Annotated in this window: 23 protein-coding genes and 1 pseudogene; 14 read left to right on the top strand and 10 right to left on the bottom strand. The window is 49.8% G+C overall.

Annotation, left to right across the window (positions count from 1 at the left end; genetic code table 11):
- Positions 1-4: 4 nt before the first annotated feature.
- A complete protein-coding gene (locus tag HA48_RS04540; protein ID WP_128599978.1) occupies positions 5-730 on the bottom strand; it encodes a LytR/AlgR family response regulator transcription factor in 726 nt (241 codons plus the stop codon).
- Complete coding sequence (locus tag HA48_RS04535) at positions 727-2,418, bottom strand: sensor histidine kinase (protein WP_128600038.1); 1,692 nt, start codon at positions 2,416-2,418, stop codon at positions 727-729. Before HA48_RS04535 ends, HA48_RS04540 begins: the two co-directional genes overlap by 4 nt.
- Positions 2,419-2,621: 203 nt before the next feature.
- Here HA48_RS04535 and HA48_RS04530 point away from each other — a divergent pair.
- Positions 2,622-3,145 (top strand): annotated as a pseudogene (locus HA48_RS04530) (GNAT family N-acetyltransferase).
- A 118-nt stretch (positions 3,146-3,263) separates the two neighbouring features.
- Positions 3,264-4,499: an alanine transaminase gene (gene alaC, locus HA48_RS04525; protein ID WP_128599977.1), complete on the top strand. Its 1,236-nt coding sequence runs from the start codon at positions 3,264-3,266 to the stop codon at positions 4,497-4,499.
- 42 nt (positions 4,500-4,541) lie between these two features.
- Here the strand turns inward: alaC and ypdK are convergent, their stop codons facing one another.
- From ypdK to HA48_RS04510, 3 genes are all read right to left on the bottom strand, one after another.
- Positions 4,542-4,613 (bottom strand): membrane protein YpdK, encoded by a 72-nt coding sequence (gene ypdK, locus HA48_RS04520; RefSeq protein ID WP_006120362.1) that lies wholly within the window; start codon positions 4,611-4,613, stop codon positions 4,542-4,544.
- Between the two features lie 202 nt (positions 4,614-4,815).
- Positions 4,816-5,841 carry an HlyD family secretion protein gene (locus HA48_RS04515; RefSeq protein WP_128599976.1) on the bottom strand — a complete coding sequence of 342 codons (1,026 nt, stop codon included), beginning with the start codon at positions 5,839-5,841 and terminating at the stop codon, positions 4,816-4,818.
- Positions 5,842-5,846: 5 nt separating this feature from the next.
- Complete coding sequence (locus HA48_RS04510; RefSeq protein WP_128599975.1) at positions 5,847-7,448, bottom strand: MFS transporter; 1,602 nt, start codon at positions 7,446-7,448, stop codon at positions 5,847-5,849.
- Positions 7,449-7,596: 148 nt separating this feature from the next.
- On the opposite strand from HA48_RS04510, the gene HA48_RS04505 reads away from it, so the two are divergent.
- From HA48_RS04505 to HA48_RS04490, 4 genes are all read left to right on the top strand, one after another.
- On the top strand, positions 7,597-8,382 hold the full coding sequence (locus tag HA48_RS04505; protein ID WP_128599974.1) for an IclR family transcriptional regulator: 786 nt from the start codon (positions 7,597-7,599) through the stop codon (positions 8,380-8,382).
- Between the two features lie 7 nt (positions 8,383-8,389).
- Positions 8,390-8,842: a universal stress protein gene (locus HA48_RS04500; protein WP_128599973.1), complete on the top strand. Its 453-nt coding sequence runs from the start codon at positions 8,390-8,392 to the stop codon at positions 8,840-8,842.
- Positions 8,843-8,851: 9 nt separating this feature from the next.
- Positions 8,852-9,655, top strand: a complete 804-nt coding sequence (locus HA48_RS04495; RefSeq protein ID WP_128599972.1) for a hypothetical protein — start codon at positions 8,852-8,854, stop codon at positions 9,653-9,655.
- A 252-nt stretch (positions 9,656-9,907) separates the two neighbouring features.
- Positions 9,908-10,189 (top strand): putative periplasmic lipoprotein, encoded by a 282-nt coding sequence (locus HA48_RS04490; RefSeq protein ID WP_128599971.1) that lies wholly within the window; start codon positions 9,908-9,910, stop codon positions 10,187-10,189.
- Between the two features lie 67 nt (positions 10,190-10,256).
- On the opposite strand, the gene HA48_RS22165 is transcribed toward HA48_RS04490, so the two are convergent.
- Positions 10,257-10,403 carry a hypothetical protein gene (locus tag HA48_RS22165; protein ID WP_167377137.1) on the bottom strand — a complete coding sequence of 49 codons (147 nt, stop codon included), beginning with the start codon at positions 10,401-10,403 and terminating at the stop codon, positions 10,257-10,259.
- A gap of 281 nt (positions 10,404-10,684) precedes the next feature.
- Positions 10,685-11,902 (bottom strand): L-lactate MFS transporter, encoded by a 1,218-nt coding sequence (locus tag HA48_RS04485; RefSeq protein ID WP_128599970.1) that lies wholly within the window; start codon positions 11,900-11,902, stop codon positions 10,685-10,687.
- Positions 11,903-12,184: 282 nt separating this feature from the next.
- On the opposite strand from HA48_RS04485, the gene HA48_RS04480 reads away from it, so the two are divergent.
- On the top strand, positions 12,185-12,424 hold the full coding sequence (locus HA48_RS04480; protein WP_128599969.1) for a hypothetical protein: 240 nt from the start codon (positions 12,185-12,187) through the stop codon (positions 12,422-12,424).
- Positions 12,425-12,458: 34 nt separating this feature from the next.
- On the opposite strand, the gene HA48_RS04475 is transcribed toward HA48_RS04480, so the two are convergent.
- On the bottom strand, positions 12,459-13,358 hold the full coding sequence (locus HA48_RS04475; protein WP_128599968.1) for a DMT family transporter: 900 nt from the start codon (positions 13,356-13,358) through the stop codon (positions 12,459-12,461).
- Between the two features lie 181 nt (positions 13,359-13,539).
- Here HA48_RS04475 and HA48_RS04470 point away from each other — a divergent pair, with 181 nt between their 5' ends.
- The 7 genes from HA48_RS04470 (at position 13,540) to HA48_RS04440 (ending at position 20,966) form a co-directional block, all read left to right on the top strand.
- A complete protein-coding gene (locus HA48_RS04470) occupies positions 13,540-14,403 on the top strand; it encodes a helix-turn-helix transcriptional regulator (protein ID WP_128599967.1) in 864 nt (287 codons plus the stop codon).
- Positions 14,404-14,955: 552 nt separating this feature from the next.
- Positions 14,956-15,228 carry a His-Xaa-Ser system protein HxsD gene (gene hxsD / locus HA48_RS04465; RefSeq protein WP_128599966.1) on the top strand — a complete coding sequence of 91 codons (273 nt, stop codon included), beginning with the start codon at positions 14,956-14,958 and terminating at the stop codon, positions 15,226-15,228.
- Positions 15,225-16,619, top strand: coding sequence for a His-Xaa-Ser system radical SAM maturase HxsB (gene hxsB / locus HA48_RS04460; protein WP_128599965.1), 1,395 nt, complete (start codon positions 15,225-15,227; stop codon positions 16,617-16,619). Before hxsD ends, hxsB begins: the two co-directional genes overlap by 4 nt.
- Entirely contained in the window at positions 16,612-17,724 is a 1,113-nt protein-coding gene (gene hxsC / locus HA48_RS04455) for a His-Xaa-Ser system radical SAM maturase HxsC (protein WP_128599964.1), read from the top strand. Before hxsB ends, hxsC begins: the two co-directional genes overlap by 8 nt.
- The gene (gene hxsA / locus HA48_RS04450) at positions 17,721-18,359 is read left to right on the top strand and encodes a His-Xaa-Ser repeat protein HxsA (RefSeq protein WP_128599963.1); all 639 of its coding nucleotides are present in this window, start codon (positions 17,721-17,723) and stop codon (positions 18,357-18,359) included. The genes hxsC and hxsA overlap by 4 nt, the downstream gene beginning before the upstream one ends.
- A 56-nt stretch (positions 18,360-18,415) precedes the next feature.
- Positions 18,416-18,697 (top strand): hypothetical protein, encoded by a 282-nt coding sequence (locus HA48_RS04445; protein ID WP_128600037.1) that lies wholly within the window; start codon positions 18,416-18,418, stop codon positions 18,695-18,697.
- A 79-nt stretch (positions 18,698-18,776) separates the two neighbouring features.
- Positions 18,777-20,966, top strand: a complete 2,190-nt coding sequence (locus tag HA48_RS04440; RefSeq protein WP_158086956.1) for an AAA family ATPase — start codon at positions 18,777-18,779, stop codon at positions 20,964-20,966.
- A gap of 316 nt (positions 20,967-21,282) precedes the next feature.
- Here the strand turns inward: HA48_RS04440 and HA48_RS04435 are convergent, their stop codons facing one another.
- Both HA48_RS04435 and HA48_RS04430 read right to left on the bottom strand, forming a co-directional pair.
- Positions 21,283-21,786: a plasmid partitioning protein RepB C-terminal domain-containing protein gene (locus HA48_RS04435; protein WP_244182798.1), complete on the bottom strand. Its 504-nt coding sequence runs from the start codon at positions 21,784-21,786 to the stop codon at positions 21,283-21,285.
- Positions 21,787-22,054: 268 nt separating this feature from the next.
- Positions 22,055-23,311 (bottom strand): tyrosine-type recombinase/integrase, encoded by a 1,257-nt coding sequence (locus HA48_RS04430; RefSeq protein ID WP_128599961.1) that lies wholly within the window; start codon positions 23,309-23,311, stop codon positions 22,055-22,057.
- Positions 23,312-23,494: the final 183 nt, after the last annotated feature.

Raw genomic sequence — 23,494 nt, 5'->3', positions numbered from 1 at the left:
CGCCTTATAAGTGCATCAGCTGGCGAAACGCCTTCACTTTGCTGCGACTCACGGGCACCTGCGCATCCAGATCGCGCAGCTTCACCAGATAAGTGTTGTTAAACCAGGGTTCGATCTCGCGAATCTTGCTCAGGTTGACGCAGTACGACCGATGGCAGCGGAAAAACATCTGCTCAGGCAGCCGGCTGCAAAACTCGCTGATCGCCATCGACATGACGTAAGCTTCGCGCCGCGTATAGACAAACGTCAGCTTCTCATGCGCCTCAACGTAGTAGATATCGTTGATATCGGTCACGATAATGCGCTCATCTTTGACCAGATTAACGGTTTGCGGCGTACCGGCGGCGGGATTGGGCTGCTGTGCCTGCTGCTGCGCGGTGGCTTCCAGCTTATTCAGCATCGTGACGATGCGCGACTCATGATACGGCTTGAGGATGTAGTCAAAAGCCTCCAGCTCAAATGCCTCTACCGCATGCTCTTTCCAGGCAGTGATAAAGACAATCAGCGGCTTATGCGTAAACTGGTTGATGTTCTGCGCCAGCAACATGCCGTCCAGCGACGGAATATTGATATCAAGGAAGATGACATCAACCCGGTGAGTTTGCAGATACCGGAGCACATCCAGCCCGTCATCAAAACAGGCTTCAATCGTAATCTGGCTGTGTTGCTGAATCATCCAGCTTAGCTCTTGCTGCGCAAGAAATTCGTCTTCGACAATAATGGCTTTCACGCTGAGGTTTCCGTCTGACGGCTTAACGGCACGGGCAGCCGCTGACCACTTTTGCTGAGGGTAAAGGCGATCTCTGTACCCGGCTCCAGGCGGGTAATGCGGAGTCCCTGGCCGGAGAGCAGTTTCACCCGATGGTGCACATTAAGCAGGCCAATCTTGTTGCCTGGCATCTCATTGCGAGCGACCCGTTCAATCACCTCTTCACTGATGCCGGCACCGGTATCCCGTACCGCCACGCGCACGCGATCGCCCAAATCTTTGACGCTCAGCGTGACCACACCTTTGCCCCGGCACGGCTGGATACCATGCACAATCGCATTCTCCACCAGCGGCTGAATCAGCAGGCTTGGCAGGGTAATGTGCAGATCCTCATCCACATCAAAAATCATTGAGAGCTTATCGCCAAAGCGCGCCTGCTCAATCGCCACGTAATCCTTCACCTGCCACAGCTCTTTCTTGATGTCGATAGGCTCATCGTCGTTGAGCTCCAGGTTATAACGCAGGTAGCGTGAGAGATTGATCACCAGTTGACGCGCCGTATCCGGATTGAGGCGGATAGAGGAGGAGATCGCGTTGAGGGCGTTGAACAGGAAGTGCGGATTGATCTTACTTTGCAGCGCACGCAGTTCAGCTTTATTCGCCATCTCGCGTAGCTGTTCGGCGCGTGACACTTCCAACTGGGTGGAGATAATTTGCGACAGGCCAATCGCCATCTCTTTGAGTGAGCCAGTGATGCGGTGGGCGCGGCGATAGTAAATTTTTAGCGTGCCCGTTACTTCCCCTTTTTCCCAAAGGGGAATAACCAGCATTGAGTGGATATCTTTGGTGCGGTGCGCTTCATCATTGTTCCTGATGATGATTTTGCCGCTGCTAATGGCCTGTGAGGTGGTCGGACTGATGCCATCGTCGCCGTTGTGATAGTTCTGCTCGCCGTAACCAACATAGGCGAGGATCTGCCGGGTATTGGTTATCGCTACCGCGTCGGCGTGAATATCGCTGCGGATAATTTCACATACCTGACGCAATGAGTCGCTGTTGGTCTGGCGGAACAGCGGCAGGGTTTTGTTGGCGATCTCCAGTGCCAGCTTAGCCTGGCGCGCCGCAATCGCCTCTTTCTCCCCCTCGACGCTTTGCACCAGCAGCACAATCAAACCGATGCTTGAGGCGCCCAGCACCATCGGCAGCGCAATCTCTGACACAATGGTCAGGCCAAGCGTCATCGGTTTGGCCCACAGCACGATCATCACCATGGTCAGGCTTTCGCACAGCATGCCGCCGAGGATACCGGCCCGCCAGCGCTGCTCTTTGCTCACGCGCCGGTTAATCATCCCGGCTGCAATGCCGGCAATGATGCTGGTAATCAGGCAGGGCACGGAGGTGACGCCATCCATATCAATCAGGAAGCGATGCACGCCGGCGATGACGCCGGTGGCGATGCCCACCCACGGCCCAAACAGAATCCCGCCGGCCATCACCGCAATCACGCGAACGTTAAGCAGCGAGCCATCAACGTCAATGCCGGACCAGGTGCTGAACAGCGCAAACAGCGAGAAAATGGCCGTGACCACAATTTTTTCGCCGGGCGAGTGCTCATCTTTTTGTAATAGCTGACGGAAAACGCGCGTGCGGGTGAGGAAGAACAGGCAGATCAGCATTAGCGCGGCGCGATCAAACACCGCTAACAGCATGTCGAAGTGGGAGGGCACGGGCGTTCTCAGGCAAGACATCAGTGCAGCTATGATAAAAAATGTGATCGCGATCCGCCAGCACTGCCGGGTAAATAGGGAAATCCTGACGGTAAAAAAGAGGATTACCGGATCCGTGCGCCAGCCACTGGCTGTCACGAATGCTGTTTGCTATGTTGCCCTATGCAAAATAGCGGAGCGCAGCAATGCAACTATTTACCCCTCGTCTTATCCTCAGTCGCCTGCAGGCGGAAGACTGGCAGATCTTCAAAGCGGTACATGAAGATGCCGCCACCATGACCTGGGTTAGCGAGATACCCGACGAAAACGACATTCGCCAGCGCTTTACCGAACGGCTGGCGCCCTGGCTGCCGACCAGCTTTCACATGCTGTGCCTGGTCGCCGCGTGCGGGAAACCGGCGAAGCCATTGGTCTGTTTGGCTGTAGCGCCGAGTGGCATCCGTACCGGCAGGCGGAAGTGGGCTATATGTTGCGTCATGCGTTTACCGGTCAGGGCTATGGCAGCGAAGCGCTGGCGGCGCTCAGCACGTTTCTGCTTGACGCTGAATTTCATAAGCTCAAAGCGCTGGTGATCGAGGGAAACTGGCCCTCGCGCCGCATTCTGGAGAAGAACGGTTTCGTGCTTGAGGGAACATTGCGGGATAATTATCTGCTAAAAGACCAATGGGTGAACGATTGGGTGTTTGGCCGGCTGAATACGCAAAATTAAAAAAATTTTCTGCCACTCTCGACAATCCTGTTATCAGCACGTTATGTTCTTGGTTAGGTCACCGCAGTGACCAGCGTCGCTCGGACGGTCCGGGCGCTCACGTAATCCAGAGGACATCATGGCTGATAACAGCACACCCCGTCGTTTCTCGCGTATTGAACGCTTGCCCCCGTATGTATTTAACATCACCGCTGAGTTGAAGATGGCTGCGCGCCGGCGCGGCGAAGACATCATCGATTTCTCCATGGGCAACCCCGATGGTGCCACGCCGCCGCATATCGTAGAGAAGCTCTGCCAGGTGGCGCAGCGCGAAGATACGCATGGTTACTCCACCTCACGCGGCATTCCGCGTCTGCGTCGGGCCATCTCACGCTGGTATGCTGACCGCTATCAGGTGGAGATCGATCCCGAATCAGAAGCGATCGTGACCATCGGCTCGAAAGAGGGGCTGGCACATCTGATGCTGGCAACGCTCGATCACGGTGATACCGTGCTGGTGCCCAATCCCAGCTACCCGATTCACATCTACGGCGCCGTGATCGCCGGCGCGCAGGTTCGCTCCGTGCCGCTGGTAGCAGGCGTCGATTTCTTTAACGAGCTGGAACGCGCTATCCGTGAGAGCTATCCAAAACCGAAGATGATGATTCTCGGTTTCCCGTCCAATCCAACCTCACAATGCGTTGAGCTGGACTTCTTTGAGCGGGTGATTGCGCTGGCGAAGCAGTACAACGTGCTGGTGATTCACGATCTCGCCTACGCCGATATCACCTATGACGGCTGGAAAGCGCCATCCATTATGCAGGTGCCCGGCGCACGCGACGTGGCAGTAGAGTTTTTCACCCTGTCTAAAAGCTACAACATGGCGGGCTGGCGTATCGGCTTTATGGTGGGCAATAAAGAGCTGGTAGCCGCGCTGGCACGCATCAAAAGCTACCACGACTACGGCACGTTCACGCCGTTGCAGGTGGCGGCGATTGCTGCGCTGGAGGGCGATCAGCAGTGCGTCCGTGATATTGCTGAGCAGTATAAACGCCGGCGCGATGTGCTGGTGAAAGGGCTGCATGAAGCCGGCTGGATGGTGGATCTGCCTAAGGCGTCCATGTATGTCTGGGCAAAAATCCCTGACCACTATGCGCATCTCGGATCGCTGGAGTTTGCCAAATTGCTGCTACAGGAGGCGAAGGTGTGCGTGTCGCCGGGCATCGGCTTCGGGGACTACGGGGATACCCACGTGCGTTTTGCACTGATTGAAAACAGCGACCGTATTCGTCAGGCGGTACGTGGCATTAAAGCGATGTTCCGCGCCGACGGCATTTTGCCGGGAACGGTGAAAGCACTGGAAGAAGCAGAGTAAGCGCAAATCGGGGCGACTGAGAGGTCGCCCCGCCTGGCGGCTCTAGAGCATCAGCACAAAGGTGCCGACCCAAAGTAAGACGAAGAAAGAGATTCCCATCAAAGCGTATTTCACAAAACAACTCCTCTGAGCGGTTACAATAATGGCGATCCCAAACCAGCGTAACCCGAACAGAATAAGAGAAAGGTGGAGTTCATCATCGCTACACGCTTTCTACTCAGGTCGCTCCGGGCTGCCCCGGAACAGGATCGAGCGCTAATTTACGCGTAATCGATCCGAAAATAAATAGGTCACTTCTGAGAACTTGCTCACATTTTCATCGGGTCTCAATGTGCGGAATCGCCGACATGCCGACACGCAACTGCGCCAGATTGGGTTGACCCGCATCCAGGACAATTTTGACCGGCAAACGCTGAACCACTTTAGTGTAGTTGCCTGTCGCATTATCGGGAGAGATGGCTGAAAAAGTCGCCCCGGTGGCCGGTGCAATGCTATCAACGTGGCCGGTAAACGTCTTGCCGGGCAGCGCATCAATATTGATGGTCACCTTCTGCCCCTGACGCACATCCGCCAGCTGCGTTTCCAGATAGTTCGCGGTGATGTAGGTCTGCTGCAGCGGCACCACCGCCAGCAAACGCGTGCCCGCGCTGACATACGCTCCCGTGCGCACCGCGCGCTGGCCGACCATGCCCTCCACCGGCGCGATAATACGCGTATAGGAGAGATTCAGCTTCGCTTGATCGACGCTGGCCTGGGCGGCGGCGACATCTGCGTCCGCCTCGCGTAATGCAGCCTGCAGCACGCCGACCTGCTTCAATGCAAAGGCCACCGCAGCTTCGCTCTGGCGCACTGCCGCCGAAGCTGAGCGCTGCGTTGAGTTGGCTTTCTGCTGATCGTCAGCGGCGATGGTGCCACTTTTGTACAGCTGGTTATAGCGCGCCGCGCTCTGGCCGGCATACTGCGCTGACGCCTGGCTGGCGGCGAGTGTGGCTTTGGCCTGTTCGATAGTCGACTGCTGCTGGTCCAGCTGGGCCCGGGCGCTGAGTCGCTTCGCTTCACTGACCTGCAAAGTGGCCTGCGCCGTCTCCAGCGCCACGCGGTAATCGCGATCGTCCAGCGTGGCCAGCACATCGCCAGCCTTCACGTACTGATTATCCTGCACGTTGACGCTGGCGATATAGCCTGACACTTTTGGCGCCACCAGCGTGTAATCCGCGTTGACATACGCATCGTCAGTACGGTGATCGTTGCCGCTCATCGCTGACCAGACAGCAAATACCATCGCCAGCAGTATCACCAGCAGGGCGCTTAACAGCGCCGTTCTTTTCGTTGTAACTTGCATAACAGTTATCCCGGGGTGGTCTTAACAGGTTGAATCAGGGTTTGCGGCGGCCAGACGCGTTTCGCCAGGCACAACGTCAGCAGCAGGAGCAGCACGCCAAAACCGATCAGCATCAGCCAGGCATCGCTCAGGCTTAGCACCATAGCCTGATGCTTCAGCAGCGTCGCAAAGCCGCTCAGATTTTCCGCGCTACTGGCGCTGCCGTCCGGTAATAGAGGCAAACTGCTGCTGGCCTGGGCGCTGTTCGGCGCGGTCATTAGCCAGCTGCGGCTGGCGGCGTGATCCACCAGCACGCTGGAGTGAAACTGCTCGCGGTGGCTGATAAACCACTCCACCAGCGTGCCGGCAGCAATACTGGAGAAGCCGCGCACGGTGTTGAACATCGCTGACGCAAAGGGCCCTTCCGGCGGGGCCACAACGCTGGTGGCGCTCATCAATACCGGCAGGATCACCATGGGCTGACCGAACGCCTGCAGCACCTGAATCGGCCAGAAGTTCTGCCGCGCCCAGTCTGTAGTAATGTGCATGCCCATCAGGCAGGCGATTATCAACAGCGTTACGCCCGCCGCCAGTACCCAGCGGCAATCGATCCAGCGAATATTCAGCAGGGCAGCAACCAGCGGCGCAATCAGCAGCTGTGGCAGGCCGATGGTCAGCGCCAGTGGGGCGAACTGTAGCGTCCGGAATCCCTCAACCTGAGCGAAGTACGCCGAGGGCAATGCCGAACCCGAGAGCGCCAGAATCAGGACGCCCGCCAGCGCCAGCAGGCCATGCGCCAGATTGGAACGGCGCAGCATCTGCAACTTAAACAGCGGCAGCGGGTGAAACCATTCATTAATAAAGAACACAATCAGCAACGCCAGGGCGCTGAATAATAGCGCGATGAACAGCGGCGAGCTGAGCCAGTCAAGCCGTTCGCCCTGAGTCAGCGCCAGGATCAGCAGCGCCATCCCCGAGCAGCCCGTCAGCATGCCGAACAGGTCCATCTGCTTAAAGCGCTCAATGCGCAGCGGATCCTGCGGCAGGCCCCAGCCAATCAGCAGCATGGCGATCAGCATGGCGGGTACCACCTGCCAGAAGACGAACATCCAGCCAACATCATCGGTCCAGAAGGCGGCCAGCGGCGCGGCCATGTTCGGGCCAAAGGTGGCGGTAAGCGCGTAGGCACTGAGACCGTAAAGCTTGATTGGCGGCGGCAGGAAACGCAGCGCCACCGTCATCAACAACGGCGGCAGGGCGCCGCCAAATAGACCCTGCACCACGCGCAGGGCGATAAACAGCGGGGCGTCGGGCGCAAACGGCAACAGCAGGCCGCACAACATAAAGCCGGCAGAGACCGCTAATGCAAAGCGGCGCAGGGAGAAGGTGACCGCAAACCAGGGGGCGATCATCATTGCGGCCACTTCCGCCGCCTGGTAAGCAGAGATGATCCAGCTACCCTGATCGTAACTGATGCCGATCGCAGCACGAATATCGGCCAGCGCGATATCCGTTACGCGGTCATTTAAACCGGAAGTGAGCGCGGCGATCAGCACGCCAGCCAGCCCAAGCGCCAGGCGCAGGGTAAACGGATGGGGTGCCGGCGCCGCAGCAGGCTGGGCGTTCATAGCAGGTGTCTCGTTATATTGATGCAGTGTATTGCGATGTGATACAGGTTCGCATCTTACATCCCGATATGATGTATTGCAATGTGATACAGGGTGTAAAAGTGCGATCATTCGCGCTAAAGTAGGGCAGGCCAAAAAGGAACGCATCATGGTGGATACTCCCTCAAGCCGTGAGGATGAAAAAGCGGGTGGCATTCAGGTCATTGCGCGTGCGGCAAAAATTTTAAATGCCCTTGGCGAACACCCGGGCGGCATGAGTCTCGGTGAGATCGCGCAGGTGGTTGATCTGCCGCGCTCAACGGTACAACGCATTGTAGCAGCGCTGGACAGCGCGCAGCTGGTACGCAGCAGCGGAGCAGGCGGTTTGCGCCTGGGGCCGGCGCTGCTTAAGCTGATCTCCAGCGTGCACAGCGATGTGGTTGAGATTGTACGGCCCTTCCTTGAACAACTCTCGGCGGATATCAATGAAACGGTCTCGCTGGCGCGCGCCAGCGGCACGCAGCTGGCCATCGTCCACTATGTGGTGGCTACGCGTGAGCTGCGCGTTGTGCCGCGTATCGGCCTCAATCTGCCGCTCTACAGCACCTCCGGTGGTCGCGCTCTGCTGGCGATGGAGAGCGACGAAGATGTACGGCTGCTGGTAGGTGAAGCGTATAAAGAGCTGACCGATAAAACGGTGAAAACGTTGCCGCAGCTGCTGGCGCTGATCGCTGAAGTGCGCGCCAGTGGACTGGCGATCGATCGGGGTGAAACGCTGGAGGGCATCACCACGATGGCGGTGGCGATTGATACGCTCTTTGGACGCTTCTGCATTACGCTGCTGGTGCCCTCCGCACGCTTCCCTAAACATGAGACGCGCTACCGCGAGGCAATCATGCAGTGCAAAGAGGCGCTGATTCGCGAAATTGGCAAAATAACTGCTGTGGAGGGATAACCAACTGATGAAAACCTTGCTGATGGCCATTGATAATTCGCCGGTGGCAGAGAAAGTGATCGCCTTAACTATCGAGCAGGCGCTGGCGCAACAGGCGCAGGTCAGGGTGCTGTGTTGTATTGACCCGGCGTACTCCTCCTGCAATCAGCCCATGGAGATTGATGCCGGTGAAGATCCGGATGATTTTCTGGTGGCAAAAGATGAGCAAAACACCGCAGAACGGGTCGTGCGCCATGCGCTGGCACCGTTATTACGTGCCGGCATTGACGCGAAAGGGCTGATTGTGGCTGGTGAAGCGGCAGAGACGATTGTGGCGCAAGCTGCGGCCCTGCATGCCAGCATGATTATTATGGGACGCCGTCCGCTCTCGCCGTTTAACCGCCTGCTGAAAGGGTCAGTAAGCGCTGCAGTAATTGAGCGTGCTCACTGCCCGGTTTTGATTGACGTTCGCAAGGATTGATCCCGCACCATGCTTTCGCTTTTTCCGCTTACGCTGGCCGCATTTGTCGTGCTGGCCATCCTTATCACACTTCTGGTGCGCACCACTGCGCTGCGCGCCTGGCAGGGCGTGATTCTATTCCTGTTGCCGCTGGTTCTGGCAAACTTGCTGTGGTTCAGCTGGCTGCACCCGCGCCAGCAGCGTGAGGCGCTGGCGGCAGAGGTGACCTCACAACTGAGCCAGGCGCCGGGTTATCGCGTGCTTAAGATGCAGGAGCCTGCGCTGTGGCAGCTGCTCAACCGTGAACTGCTGCATAAATTGGGCGAAGGTGTACCAGCCGATCAGGCGCTGGGCGATATGCGCGGCTGGTTGATGGATTTGGTGAATCAGCGCATGACGCACGCCAGCGACGAAGCCGTCATCCACTATATTCGCGTGTCGGTACAGGAGATGCAGGCGCTGCAGCAGCAGGACCCGCAGCGCTGTTTCCGTTTTCTCTATCCCCAGGTCAGCGGTGGCGTCAATCTGCAGCAGGTGCTCTCGCCGGAGCTGAATCAACAGGACGGTCAGGCGCTGGAACAGCTGTTGCAGGCCAGCACAGGCCCGGAGCTGCCGGTCGATCAGGCGATGGCGCAGCGCGATCTTCAACACGTTGTGGAAACGCTGTATAGCAAGTGGGGCGATAAGCTGCAGCAGCTGAATATGCCGGCGGATACGGCGGTGGATCGCAGTGCGATGTGCGCGATGTCGATTGATCTCTATAGCGGCATTCTGGCATTGCCTGACAAACACGCCGCCAATCTTTTGCGTAAGATGGTCAGCCTGACCGGATAGCGGGCAAAAAAAAGCCCGCTCAGCACGGGCATAAAGGTCACTTTAGATATGTCTATTATGTGTATCACCTGGTGTGGTGCAGACTTCGTATTGTCTGAAGGCATACTCTCATGCTCTCTGTGATAAGAAAAACCGTTTAGTTTTATTGATTTGATTGGCAAAAGCTTTAGCTTTATAAGACATTTCGCGCTTTTTCCTATAGAAGCGCCCGGCGCTGGCTCGTAAAGTGCTACGCCTGATGAGGACACCCTAATGAAAAAAATCGTTATTAGCGCGATGGCGCTTTTTATGCTGGCCGGTTGCAGCGTCAGTAAACCAGGGGGATTTGAGCGTGTTGATGAAGACCATAGCTCAAATACCGTGCAGTACCGTTACGATCCGCACACGTTAAATAAAGATGCGCTGGAGCTCGATCTGGCAAATTACTGTAGCGAGCGCGGATTTGATAAAGTGGAATCACTGCCGGTGGAAGATAGCCACCTGCCCGGATTAAAGAAAGCCTGGTATCAGTGTAATTACGCAGTAAAGAGTTAAAAAATAGGGCGGGATAATTTCCCGCCCTTTCTCTTTTTTTATTATGTGCTGTGTGTGCTTTGCCCGATTAGCGGTGATGCCATCCGCCATGTCCGTGATGCCAGCCGCGGTCGTGTCCATGTCCCCAACCGCCACCGTGTCCACGATCGATAATACAACCGCTTAGCATCGTCATAATGGCGACAACTGATGCCACCTTTATTAACTTCTTCATGGAGAGTCCTCCTCTTTTCCAATGCAGTCAGATTAACCAGGAAAAGTGGAGTGAAGATGCAGCGAATGTAGAGTTATTTCTGCAACTATTTCCGGATGTGTCAATTTAAAGCTAAAAATTAAAAAGCGGGGAGTAAACCAATCGGAATAAACTGAATGCGCAGTAATAATAACCCGATTACTCCGAAAGGCAAGTTTAAATAATAGTCGTTCTCATCAGAGAATAATAGCGGCGATTAAGAAGAGAAAATGCGTGCCGTACTGACGCGGCACGCTGGCGCATTAATTATGCAGCAGAGATTGAGGAACATTTTGACGATTTGGCAGACGGATGCTGAGTGACAGCACAAAGGAGATCACCAGCAGCGTCATGATCAGGCTGAAGGTCACGGTAAAGCCGCCGAACAGCGACGCAACCAGTGAACCCAGTACGCTGCCGATACCGAAGCCCAGGTAGATCAGACCATAGTTTTTCGTGAGATTATTTAAGCCAAAGAAGTCGCTGATAAGGGAAGGGAACACGGTGATGGTGCCACCAAAGCTGAACGCTACGCAGGCCAGCGACAGGAAGAAGGTCGTCTCGTTCATGTGGGTGAACAGCAGGATACTCATCCCCAGCAGCGAAATAAGCTGCGCCAGCGAAATTACGCGGATACGTGCCATTTTATCGGAGAGTACGCCCAGGATCAGACGGCCGCTAAGGTTGGCGATAGCAATAACGGTTACGGCATTGGCTGCGGTTTGTGTGCTCAGGCGCACCATCCCCTCACCAATATCTTTGGCTACTCCAATAACGTACAGACCACTCATGCAGGCGGTGAGGAACATCAGCGCCAGCATCCAGTACTGTGGCAAACGCACCGATTGCGCCAGCGTGTAATCCTGCACGGCGCGCTGCGCATTGCCCTGCGAAGTTTGCACTGGCGCATCACGCATCATCAGCGCCCCGATGATGATCATACTCATCGCCAGCACGCCCCAGATCATGAAGGTGTTTTCCAGCCCCTGCGTGCTGAGCAACGCTCCGCAGATAAACTTAAAGCCAAGACTGCCAAGACCATAAGCGCCAATCGAACAGGCAGAGATCAGCCCTTTACGCTCGGGGAACCACTTCACGCAGTTTGAGAGCGTCAGCAGATAGCCAGCCCCATCCGCAAGGCCAACCAGAATGCCCGCGCTGAGATAGAGCATCATCAGATTGTCCGCATGCGCGGTGAGCCAGAAACCTACCGCCATTAACAGGCCTGCGCCAATGGTAACGTTACGCACGCCAAAGCGCTCCTGCAATTTACCCGCCAGCGAAGAGGCTATCGCCAGACCCAGGCTTAGCAGACCAAAAGAGAAGGCGACCTGGCTAACGGGTGCATCAAGCTTTTGCGCCAGCTGGCCGTTGAATAAACTCCATGTGTAAACTGAGCCCAGGGCAAACTGGGTGATGATGGTGCCAGTGAGGGTAAGCATGCGGGTACGCTGGTGTTGCGGAGTCGTAGCAGTGGTCATTTTTTATCTCCCATCCGGGAATACGGAATCTGCAGCGATAATAAACACCTCGCACGCGCAGGGGGTGCGCGATGGCATGAAGGGTCAATAGCTGGGAATGAAATGCAGCGAAACGGGTATGAATGGCATTGCCCGCCGGCCGGATAAGCGAAACGGTGATGTCAATACATGGCACGACGTTGCTGCAGATGAGCGTATGTAACAATCTGTTTTTCAGGCGGCCTTTTCGCTGCAGAATCCCGCATCTTTGCCAGGCTTAAGACTCATTCAACAGGAGGAAATATGAAAGACCGAGCATATGAATCCGCGACCAGCGAGAATGAAGTCTGCTGCATCATCGGTCAGGCGGTGATCGAGTTAAGCGATGAACATCAGCCTGTGAACAAGTCCACGCTGTCGCTAAAACTTTTGGCTATGGCCGATCGCGACAGAGATGATGACCGCGTTCTGCTTTACTGGATTGCCAGAAAAGCCATAAATAAACCTCACCAGCTCAATATCGGTGTCGGCGGCTGGCGCTAGAGGAGCAAGGGAGCGGGCGCAATGCCCGCTCTTGCTAGGCCAGACGCACCTTGCGATTCGCCGGCCAGCGAACAAACATCACCATATTGCCTGCCAGGATCATTACCAATCCCACAATCGCATTATTGTGCCACTGATATCCTTCGTACAGCGTCGAGAGCGTTAGCGCCACCAGCGGGAACAGCAATGTGCTGTACGCTGCCTGGCTGGCTCCGATACGTCCCACCAGCGTAAAGTACGCACCAAAACCTAATACCGAACCAAACAGGGCCAGATAGCTCATGGCGCCCAGCCACTGCAGATTGAGCGCCGGGGCCAGCGCATCGCCCTGCAGCAGCGCCATCATTAGCATCACTATTGCCCCATACAGCATGGCGTAACTATTGGTAGTAAGCACATCACGCTGCCGCCGCTGATGACGCGTTGAGATCATGTTGCCGAATGAGAAGCCCAGCGTGCCCAGTGCGCTCAAGCCCACGCCCCACAGCAGCTGCGGTGCCGGGTGCGCCGCCTGAATATCATGCCAGAACAGCGCCACAATGCCGCCAAGGCCGAGCACGGCGGCGGGCAGCAGGCGCGCTGAGGGGCGCTGACGGAAGAAGATCCAGCTGTTCAGCGCGTTATACAGTACCGCCATGGAAAAAATGACCGACTCCAGTCCGGTGCTGATTAGCGCGGCCGCATGATAAAAGCAGACAAAATTGAAGCCGAAGACGCAGCAGCCCTGCGCCATGCAAAACAGGTGATCGCGTCTATCGAGTGAACGTAACCGTTTGAACAGTTTCAATATTACCAGCATCACCACTGACGCCAGCAGGAAGCGCCAGAACACCGCGACATAGACCGGCGTAGCAGCGGCTTCCTGCTGTAAAAAAATAGCAATCCAGGTGGTGCCCCAAATCAGCACCACGGCGAGGTATAACATCAGATTCATCATGCGCTCTCCGGCAAAAACAGGCGAACAGTGTGACCGGCAGCGGGCAGCGCCGCTTGCACAGGTTTGCGCGCGACTTGCAAAATCTTGCGCTTTTTCCGCGGATGTCCGGCACTGGCCTGTTCTCTGTCCGTGAGGATGCGTAAACTGTAGGCTCATCTGGTTACTGCGATGCCGCCTCATGCCTGAATACCAAACCTTCACTCTACTGCAACGCCACAAAGCACAGCTACGTGACAGCGTACAGTTGTCGAGCGGTATCAAACTGGCGGCGTGGTTCAACAGTGGCGATCGGGTTACCAACCTGAGCGATCACCACACGCTGAGCCTCTATACGGCGGATGGTTACGACACCTGGCACAAAACGCCGCACGGCTGGCGTAACGGCGGCGCGCCGGATCGCTTCTGCCTGATGCCATCGGGCACCGAATCCACCTGGGATTTGCGCGCCGATCTCTCCTTTGTTCATCTCTACTGCACGGATGCCCATCTGCGCCACCTCGGCGAGCAGGTGTGGGATCGCAGCCCGGCACAGCTCACGCTGCATGAGAAGATCTTTGCGGATGACGATCGCATTACGCAGCTGTATCGCCATTTTCTGCTCAGCGCTGACTGGCAGCAGCCGGCAAATCAGCTGATGCTGAGCAGCGCCTCAACGCTGCTGATGACGCATTTGCTTCAGCGTTACAGCGATGTGCAGTGGCAGGCTCCGCAGGTGCGCGGCGGTCTGGCCCCGGCAGTGCTGCGCCGGATAGTGGCATACATTGATGCGCAGCTGGACCAGCCGCTCACCCTGGCGCAGCTGGCAGCCGAGGCGGCGCTGAGCGAATACCACTTTGCGCGGATGTTTCGTAGCAGCATGGGCGAAGCGCCGCATCAATATGTCATGCGTCGCCGCATGGAGACCGCACAGCAACTGCTTAAATTCAGCACCTTGCCCGTCACCGAGATCGCACTGCGCTGCGGTTTTCACTCCTCCAGCCACTTCAGTAACCGCTTTCGCCAGCAGCACGGCGTTGCGCCTTCGGTATGGCGGCAGTGCTGACATCGTTTCGTGGCGACTGAATCGAATTGCACCAGTAAGGTGATCTACTCCGTGTGATAGCAAAAATTTATATGAAGTGATAAAGCTAACACGGGATATTTTAGATATCTTGTGAGCCTTCATTAAATTCATTATTTAAATCAAGGGCTTTCACCTTTCTCAATGATCACCCAATCATGAAGTGACTGTTAACATATTGAACATACCTCTTCCGCTGGTTTTTCAGACAGTTGATCGATTATCCATTATTAGATTTTAAATCAATAAGTTAGCTGATGAGCTTTGATGCTCGAAATTTAATCAAATTATAAATTAATGTAAACACTTTGGTAAGTATCATAAAAATCCACAAAACAAATTTACATTCCAATACGCGATGATTATTATTGCGAAATAAGAATATTCTGTATCCTGCCATAATAAAATCATTTTAAAACAGCAGCTTATGGATTGTTGCCGTTTTTGATAATTTTTTTCGCGGTTAGCTACATTCTTTGAAAGGTAATTAAAACTATTGTATTTCTACTTTGATACTTTCTGGGTGGTAATGTTATGCAAAAAAACATATTAAAAACAATGTATTCTGAATGGGTGCTTCGAAACAGCCTCTATTGGATGAGTTCTATTGCCCACTGGAAGCTTGATGAAGACGATAAATATTGGCTGGTGTCGTTCGAACATTTGAACGACGAGATTGAGTTCGAGTTCGCGCGACTGCTAAATGATTATAAGCTCAGAGAAAAGCTTCAGGTCCATACCGTGCAGGTAAGGACTTCAATTATCGACAATGTTCTGAGGAGCATCGATTCGAGACTTGCCGAATGAATACGATGCCATTCAATTTTGACCGCCTGAGCAATGGCAAAGTCTTCATCAGCAACCTTGCTGGCTTTCACAGCTTCATCGATAACGAAGAACTACATCTTCTTGTCGATAACAAATTCCCTCCAGAACAAACAACCTCCCGGCTACTCAAAAGCAGATTGTTCATTGCAGACGATGCAACTCAGGCAGTTTCAAAAGCCTCACTGAGTTCTGCCTTTGCCAAGCGACTGATGAACGAACTGGCCGTCAGACCAATCTTTATGATTGTGCCGACTCTCAGGTGTGATCATACATGCAAGTATTGCCAGGTCAGCAGAGCATCGGTTACCGCTGATGGTTATGACCTCAACCCAGAACTGATACCGCAAATCGTCAGCACTATTAAGAAACTTGGCACTCCGCCATATAAGATAGAAGTGCAGGGCGGAGAACCGCTTCTCAGGTTCGATCTTGTTCGGGCAATTTATGAGGAATGCGAGAGTTCATTAGGTAGTGATGCTTTCGAAATGGTTATTGCCACCAGTCTCTCAATACTCGATGAAAGCATCCTCTCTTGGGTTAAAAGACGGAACATCACTTTCTCCGTCTCGCTGGATGGTAATGAAGCCGTCCACAACAAGAATCGTATCCTCACCGACTCTCAGGCTCACAACAAAGCTGTCACGGGCATTAGAAAAATCACAGAAGAGCTGGGAGCAAACCGGGTAGCTACGGTAACCACAGTTACAAAAGAGCTAACAAAAGAGCCAGCCTCCATAGTGGATGCTCATCTGTCTCTTGGCCTAACCGACATGTTTATCAGGCCAGTGAGTCCTTATGGGTTTGCTCAGAAGCAGAGCTTCACTTTTTCAATGCCTGAATATTTTGAGTTTTATAAGAAGTTAATGCAGGAAGTGTTGCTTCAGAACCTGAAGGGCATACCTGTCGTTGAGCATTCGGCTTCAATCCATCTAAAGCGAATTTTCAATTCGGGCTTCAGTGGTTATGCAGATCTGAAATCACCAAGCGGAGTCGTGCTGAACTGCATCCTGTTTAACTATGACGGCAAGATCTACGGCAGCGACGAAAGCCGTATGCTCCAGAAAGTAAATCCCGAAGCAGATTTCAGTGCAGGAGAGTTTGCTTCACTCTCATTCAGTAGCAACGAATACTACCGTTCCGCTCTCTCATCTTCATTTAATTTCGCCATGCCCGGTTGTGATACCTGTGCTTACCAACCTTTCTGTGGAGCAGATCCTTGTCAGAACATCAGTGTTCAGGGCGAGCCTGTGGGTGACAAGAGTCGGTCTACCTTCTGCCAGTATCACAAAGGGATGTTCCGCTTCCTGCTGAATGAAATCTCTCAGAATGGACCAATGGCTGAGATGCTCAAAAGGTGGGCTTATGTTTGAGGTGCTGAGAAACGATATTTTCCGGTTTTCATCAGACTTGCCAGTTCAGCAAGGCTTCTATTGCCTATGTAAAACCAAGCCCGAGAATCCTCAATTCTATCTGCCAAATTTGCTTGTCACTGCGACACAACTCAATTCCAGACTGCCTGCATATTTTGCAGACTCGATTGTGAGCCAGGAACTGTTCGATTCCATAGAAGATGGTGACATTGGGATCATTAACAACGGCAACATGCTCCGGGTGATACTGTCCCGTAGAGCAAACCATAACACTGTGCTGGTCACTGAAAGGTGCAACAACAGTTGCCTGTTTTGTTCTCAGCCTCCTAAAGCTGGAAACGATGACTGGCTTCTTAACCAGTCAGCTCTGGCTATAGCTTCTTTCTCTCTGAATGGAGTAGTGGGAGTGAGCGGGGGAGAGCCTTTGCTCTATGGCGAAGACTTCCTGCATTTTCTGGACTTCATAATCGAAAACTCCCCTGACACAGCACTGCATGTTCTAACCAACGGAAGGAAGTTTGCGGATGTCAGCTTTACCCAGCAGATGAAGGAAAGAAGCGATAAGATCAAAATCACGTTTGGGATACCGCTTTATTCTTCAAGAGCATCAGTGCACGACTATCTGGTCGGAAGCGAGGGAGCCTTTGATGAAACAGTCAGGGGACTGATCAATGCCGGTAACTCAGGTATCAACATCGAACTGAGAGTCATTCCTACTCAGGCGAACTATACAGAGCTTGATGACCTTGTAGAGTTTGCTGGCCGTGTGTTCTCGAACATTAACCAAATCTCTCTGATGGGACTGGAGTCGATTGGATGGGCCCGTAAGAACTGGTCATCAATCTTCATAGAGCACGACAACTACAGCGAACAAATCCTTTCGGCTGTAAACACTGCACACAGGTCAGGTATCCCTCTTACCATCTTCAATTACCCACTATGCCACCTTCCTGAAAGGGCATGGAATTTTGCAACTCAGTCGATTTCTGACTGGAAAAATTACTATCCCAAAGAATGTGATGAATGCACTCAGAAGTCTTCCTGTGCTGGTTATTTCAGTTCATCAAAAGGCCGTTTTCATCAACCTCCGAGACCAATAATATGAAAAAGTTTAATTTCGCGGCTCTCCTTCCTGGTTTTTTGGCTCTTAATAACTCTGTTTGGGCAAGTGATTCGTCTACTGGTGCCAGTGACTTACCTGGTATGACATTGAACGAACATGATTTGGTGATAGCCCCGCTCAACACCGAAGTGCCGTTCTACATTGCAGGACACAGAAGTCACAGTTCTCACCGTAGCCACAGCTCACACCGTTCCTCATCAGGCGGTGGCTACTATGGTGGAAGCACTCCTTATTATCCAAAAACATACAGTTCCCCTAGCACTTCAGACTCATCCAGTTCAGGAACTCGTTCGTCGTCTTCCTCCTCCTCCTCTGTCCGTTCACTTCGCTCTAATGACACAGATAGCACAACCACAACAAACTCAGCAGGAACCACAGGTGCTAATCGAGCAAGTAGTGGGCTGACTTCGGATACAGAAAAACGTAAGCGGTTGATCATGAGAGTGCAGTTCGCCTTGCTCGATAAAGGTTTTTACAACGGTAATATTGACGGGAGCATGGGACCTGCGACACGAACTGCTATTAAGAATTATAGAGTTGCAAATGGATTGCCTACACCGGTAAGGGAAACCTTGGATACTCAGTTGTTGAATTCATTAAGTATTTTAGCTCGTTGAAAGAAGTAAATAGTGCTCAAACCGATAATATCATCAATTATATTTTGGAGGTTATTATGACCCTTATAAATAAATCTGATTTACAATATACATATAGTTGGACTGCTATAGGTGATGACGATCCTAAAAAAACAGGTAAGCCTGACAGCACATTGCTCAGCAGAAACGAAGGATATGAAGTTCTTCATTTCATAAATAGGTTTGCAGAAAAGCATTCTTTTAAAAGTAAAGAGTCAGCACTTAAAACAGAGAAAATGATAAGAGAATATTTACCGGGAGATGTCAGAAGTCACAAGAATGTCACTTCGTGGCTTCAAGATAACTGGAATAACTATTGATACTTATCAATAAAATGGCTCATTAATGAGCCATTTTGAATATTATATTTGTGTCCTGCAGGATAAAAGGAAGGTATCAATGGCACAGTTAGTAATTAAAAATGTAAGAAGCTACTCTAAAGAAAGAAGCATTAACATAGATTTGAGTAAGAAAGTTAATCTTATTTATGGACAGAATGGAAGTGGTAAATCAACTATCTCAGGATATTTTTACAGTCCATCTAATGTGGCATACAATGAATGCTCTTTTAGTAGAGAAGGTGACTATAATTATATCGTTTATAATAGTCAGTTCGTAGAAGACTCTTTTTATCATAAATCAGAACAACCAGGAGTTTTTACTCTAAGCCAAAGTAACAAAGAAGTGATGGAGGAGATAAAACATTCAGATAAAAAAATAGCAAGTTTGAAAGGTAGGCTAATTCGTCTGGATAATGAAGTTAAAGAAAAAGATGAAATGCTTATAAAGCTTGAGAATAGCTGCAAAGAAGCTGTATGGAAAAAAACAGCACACATTAGAACAACTGAACTCACTGAGTTGATGACAAAGAGTTTAAGAAAAGATAGCCTGTATAGTAAAATATGCATACAGGATAAAAAAGATGAGGATAGTTCAGGTGATGTTTTAAATGAATATAAAAAATTAAAAAATAATAAAACTTCTTCTTTCAGTTCAATTTATCACCCATCAATGCCTATCTTAAATATACAGCAGGAAGAATTACTCCTAACGCCATTAATCCCATCATCTAATAGTTACCTTTCAAATGTTATTGAAGAGTTAGGCAATGCTGATTGGGTCAAGTTAGGATTAGGTTATGTTAGTGACACGAGATGCCCATTTTGCCAAAGTGATACAGTTAATAATGATTTCTTAAAAGCAATAAGAGATGTCTTTGACGAAACATATGAAAAAAAATTAAATGATCTGAAAGGTATCCATAATAACTACTCCAATGCTTGTGATGAATACATAAAAAACTTAGAAGATTCATTGAATGGCTCGGGTTATATTTCTAATGACGATAGTATCTGGAACCTCATCAAACAGATCGGGCAATCACTTGTACTGAACAAAAGCGCCCTCAAAGAAAAGATCGAAAAGCCATCAGCAGTAATATCACTTATTGATTCATCAAATATTCATGATAAGTTAAATGCAAGAATAAAAAGTTTGAATGGAGAAATAAAAGAAATCAATGAAAGATTAAATGAATATGAAATAAGTGTTTCTAACCTTTCAAATAAACTCTGGATGGTCTTAAGGAATTTATGCGGTGATTTAATTGATAATAATAAAGTCAATATGGATGAGTTGAATGGTGATAAGAGTTTAATGCTTGAAAGAAAGGCAGTCATTGAAAGAGAAGTTCAGCAGGAAAAAGATAGGCTTTCAGAACTTAGAAAACAAGTTTCTAATATGGATGAAACTGTAGATAAAATAAATTCTTCACTCAAAAGATTAGGCCTAAGTGGTTTAGAGATTAAAAAAGCACACGAAAGGAATTTCTTTCAAATACACAGAGGAAATGACAATGTTGAAATTTATAAATCTTTAAGTGAAGGGGAGAAAACAATAATAACCTTCCTGTATTTCTTAGAGTGTTGCGAAGGTCAATTCGAAGAAGGAGATCTTAAAGATAAAATAATTGTCATAGATGACCCTATATCAAGTTTATCACATGATTACATTTATGAGATATCGTCATTAATACATTATCGAATTATTCAAGGTATGCCATCAGATGCTAAAATTCTGATACTCACACATAATTTGTTCTTCTTTCAGGAGCTTCTAAAGTTAGCGCCTCCTAAAGTGAAGAATTTTGAAAAGCAATACAGTTTATTGAGAGTGGTGAAGAATGAATTTAGTGATGTTATTACTATGTCTAAAGGTGATATAAAAAATGAATATGAATCCTATTGGGAGTTATTAAAAAATGTGAAGGATGGTATTGTAAATCCTGTTATTCTTCCGAATGTAATGCGAAACATCCTTGAGTATTATTTTTCTTTTTCTTGTAAGCTGGATAACCTTAAAATAGCATTGGAACAACTTGCAGAATCAGAAAATGATATTACTTATAAGTCCTTCTGTCGGTATATGCACAGAGGGTCACATTTAGATTCTTCAAATATAAATAACTTAGGCAGGGGAAGTACTGAAAAATATTTCGATATCTTTAAGGATGTCTTTAATAAAACCGATGATTTACCGCATTACAACCGAATGTTTGGAGTGGAAATTGACAAAGAAATTGCAGAATAAAAAGGGTTACCACTGAGGCACCATCAATCATTAACGGTTAGGTAGGGAACGGAGGTGCTGACACACCGTTTCCCACCGTCCAAACCGAAAACGTTGATACTGGCATACCAGCACACATTTGTTATTCATGGTTTTTACTCAATCTTATCTCAGTCAGCTACTGATAGCCTTTACACCCCATGTGCAAAGCAAGCATACTATGGGAGTTGGCAGGAAAGAGTGCCTCAGTGGTAGACTGCATTTTAATAAAATAAATTACGAAAGCAAGCATTTTTCGATTCGAACTAACTAAACTGAATGATCATGCTTTTTTAAGCTAATTTCTCAATGTCAGATATCTTGGTAAGTTCACTAAGTTAATCTTGTTTATTCCTAAGAAGCCAATGGAAAACCTTAGGGTTTTCGAGTATTTTTTTATGTGAGAGATAACGATCGTTAGCTTCAAGCTATTGGAACCGTAGTTTTCTTTTATCTTTTGTGTATCGAAATGGACCTGAGTCATCTCTTTTTCAAGCCTTTCAATTGCTTTTCTATTACCAGATCTCTCATCAATGTTAGGTTTACCTTTGTCGTTTAAAAGCCCAGGTGATGAACTGTGATAAAGCGATTGAGCAAAAATCCTTGAATAATTATCAAATTTTATCATTAGGTTTGCACATTCTATTTGCCTAAAAGGGAACATTCTTTTTATGATCATAAATGTGTTTTTAGGTATATCTCTATCATTAAATAATTCTATAACCTCAGGGCATATGCCTTTAAGAACTGATAGATCACTTTTTAATGAATCTGAACTTATGTTCAAAGCTGAACAAAGCATGTCTTCAGGGACACCTACTCGAACAATATCTGTAATTTTTTTATAAAATATAAAAGCCAGGAATTGATTGCTGGCTCTTATACGGTTTGAACTTATTGATCCAAATCGCGGAGTTTCTTACCACAAATTTCAGATTTGTTTCGATATGCTAATGAATAACCCCATTGAACTTATATTACAAAAGGAAGCTTTGAATTCTTAATAGATATTCGCAGCCTACATCGAGTTCTCGATTATAAAATATTAAATACGTATCGTTTGTTACTCACTATTCTGAATGCTGAATAGAGAAGGAAAAAGGTGTCTGTGCTTCTTCTTTACAAGCTTCTAAGTAGTCAGCCCACCATTGCAACATGAGTTTCCGTTCTTCCAAATGCTCCGCTTTATGTATGTAAGCAGCCCGGACACTGTTGCGTTCCTGGTGGCTCATTTGTCTTTCCACAGCATCTCTCGACCATAATCCCGATTCGATTAAGGCACTACATGCCATAGTCCTGAAACCATGCCCGCAGACTTCAGCTTTCGTATCGTAGCCCATCGCCCTAAGTGCTTTGTTGACAGTGTTTTCACTGATAGGTTTGTCGTCCCCGGTAAAACCAATGAACATAAGTTCTTTGTTACCACTGATCGTATGAAGCTCTTCCATAAGTGCTTTGGCTTGTGAGCTTAATGGAACCAAATGAGGCGTTTTCATTTTTGCCCCTCTTGCAGAATATTTGACCCCTTTCATAGGTTGTCGCTTTCCGGGGATAGTCCACAGTGAATTTTTGAGATCAACTTCTGACCAGCGAGCAAATCGCAGTTCACTCGAACGGACAAAGGTCAGGAGTGTTAACTGCACTGCAATTTGGGTAATGCCTCTTCCTTTATATGCTTCCAAACGGTTCATAAGCTCTGGCAATCGTTCCAGAGAAAGGGCAGGGCGATGGACACTTTTAGCGGAAACAACTGCACCAGCGAGGTCGTTTGCAGGATTTTGTTCAATCAATGCATTGTGAACGGCATACCTCATCACCGCCGTAATGCGTTGTTGTAATCGGGAAGCTAATTCATTGTGTCCTGATGCTTCTGCTTTTTTCAGCGGAACCAACAAATCACGAGTCTTTAGATCGCTAAGATAACGTTTGCCGATGACAGGGAACAAATGGGTAACAAGGCTGTTCAATACGGTGGTTCTATGACTGTCTGACCAGGTTCTGTTACTGGTATGCCATTGTCGTGCAACTTGCTCAAATGTTAGCAAGCCTTTGTTCTCAATCTTTTCTGCTTTGCGCTTTTCACTTGGGTCTACATGGTTTGCAACGAGCTGACGGGCTTCATCTCTTCTTCGTCTGGCTTCTGACAATGAAACCTCTGGATAAACTCCCAGTGCGAGAATTTTCTGTTTACCAGCGAAGCGATACTGAAAACGCCAGTACTTGGAACCACTTGTGGTGATCAACAGGTGCATACCATTACCGTCGGTCATTTTGACAGGTTTATCAGAAGGCTTTGTATTTCTTACTTTTAACTCTGTGAGCGCCATACTAAAAACCCTCAGATGATGGTATCTGCAATATCGAACTTAACATACCAACATATGTACCAACTAAACAGAGTGGATTTTGAAATACAGTGGTGAACGTTAATGGGCTATTAACTTGAGGTAAGTGTTTGAAGTTAAAGATTTGACTAGACTTTGAGATACTTAGGTGGGCTAACATTTGGT

The organism is Pantoea wallisii (assembly GCF_002095485.1).
In the GTDB taxonomy this organism is placed as follows: domain Bacteria; phylum Pseudomonadota; class Gammaproteobacteria; order Enterobacterales; family Enterobacteriaceae; genus Pantoea; species Pantoea wallisii.
Note: the sequence above shows the minus strand (reverse complement) of the source record. Positions and strands in the feature narration are given on the sequence as shown.

What these genes read in the sequence shown, in the direction of transcription:
- HA48_RS04535 (WP_128600038.1), bottom strand. Translation starts at nt 2,418, where the DNA reads ATGCTGTTAGCGGTGTTTGATCGCGCCGCGCTAATGCTGATCTGCCTG.
- alaC (WP_128599977.1), top strand. Translation starts at nt 3,264, where the DNA reads ATGGCTGATAACAGCACACCCCGTCGTTTCTCGCGTATTGAACGCTTG.
- HA48_RS04515 (WP_128599976.1), bottom strand. Translation starts at nt 5,841, where the DNA reads ATGCAAGTTACAACGAAAAGAACGGCGCTGTTAAGCGCCCTGCTGGTG.
- HA48_RS04510 (WP_128599975.1), bottom strand. Translation starts at nt 7,448, where the DNA reads ATGAACGCCCAGCCTGCTGCGGCGCCGGCACCCCATCCGTTTACCCTG.
- HA48_RS04505 (WP_128599974.1), top strand. Translation starts at nt 7,597, where the DNA reads ATGGTGGATACTCCCTCAAGCCGTGAGGATGAAAAAGCGGGTGGCATT.
- HA48_RS04500 (WP_128599973.1), top strand. Translation starts at nt 8,390, where the DNA reads ATGAAAACCTTGCTGATGGCCATTGATAATTCGCCGGTGGCAGAGAAA.
- HA48_RS04495 (WP_128599972.1), top strand. Translation starts at nt 8,852, where the DNA reads ATGCTTTCGCTTTTTCCGCTTACGCTGGCCGCATTTGTCGTGCTGGCC.
- HA48_RS04490 (WP_128599971.1), top strand. Translation starts at nt 9,908, where the DNA reads ATGAAAAAAATCGTTATTAGCGCGATGGCGCTTTTTATGCTGGCCGGT.
- HA48_RS22165 (WP_167377137.1), bottom strand. Translation starts at nt 10,403, where the DNA reads ATGAAGAAGTTAATAAAGGTGGCATCAGTTGTCGCCATTATGACGATG.
- HA48_RS04485 (WP_128599970.1), bottom strand. Translation starts at nt 11,902, where the DNA reads ATGACCACTGCTACGACTCCGCAACACCAGCGTACCCGCATGCTTACC.
- HA48_RS04480 (WP_128599969.1), top strand. Translation starts at nt 12,185, where the DNA reads ATGAAAGACCGAGCATATGAATCCGCGACCAGCGAGAATGAAGTCTGC.
- HA48_RS04475 (WP_128599968.1), bottom strand. Translation starts at nt 13,358, where the DNA reads ATGAATCTGATGTTATACCTCGCCGTGGTGCTGATTTGGGGCACCACC.
- HA48_RS04470 (WP_128599967.1), top strand. Translation starts at nt 13,540, where the DNA reads ATGCCTGAATACCAAACCTTCACTCTACTGCAACGCCACAAAGCACAG.
- hxsD (WP_128599966.1), top strand. Translation starts at nt 14,956, where the DNA reads ATGCAAAAAAACATATTAAAAACAATGTATTCTGAATGGGTGCTTCGA.
- hxsB (WP_128599965.1), top strand. Translation starts at nt 15,225, where the DNA reads ATGAATACGATGCCATTCAATTTTGACCGCCTGAGCAATGGCAAAGTC.
- hxsC (WP_128599964.1), top strand. Translation starts at nt 16,612, where the DNA reads ATGTTTGAGGTGCTGAGAAACGATATTTTCCGGTTTTCATCAGACTTG.
- hxsA (WP_128599963.1), top strand. Translation starts at nt 17,721, where the DNA reads ATGAAAAAGTTTAATTTCGCGGCTCTCCTTCCTGGTTTTTTGGCTCTT.
- HA48_RS04445 (WP_128600037.1), top strand. Translation starts at nt 18,416, where the DNA reads ATGACCCTTATAAATAAATCTGATTTACAATATACATATAGTTGGACT.
- HA48_RS04440 (WP_158086956.1), top strand. Translation starts at nt 18,777, where the DNA reads ATGGCACAGTTAGTAATTAAAAATGTAAGAAGCTACTCTAAAGAAAGA.
- HA48_RS04435 (WP_244182798.1), bottom strand. Translation starts at nt 21,786, where the DNA reads ATGCTTTGTTCAGCTTTGAACATAAGTTCAGATTCATTAAAAAGTGAT.
- HA48_RS04430 (WP_128599961.1), bottom strand. Translation starts at nt 23,311, where the DNA reads ATGGCGCTCACAGAGTTAAAAGTAAGAAATACAAAGCCTTCTGATAAA.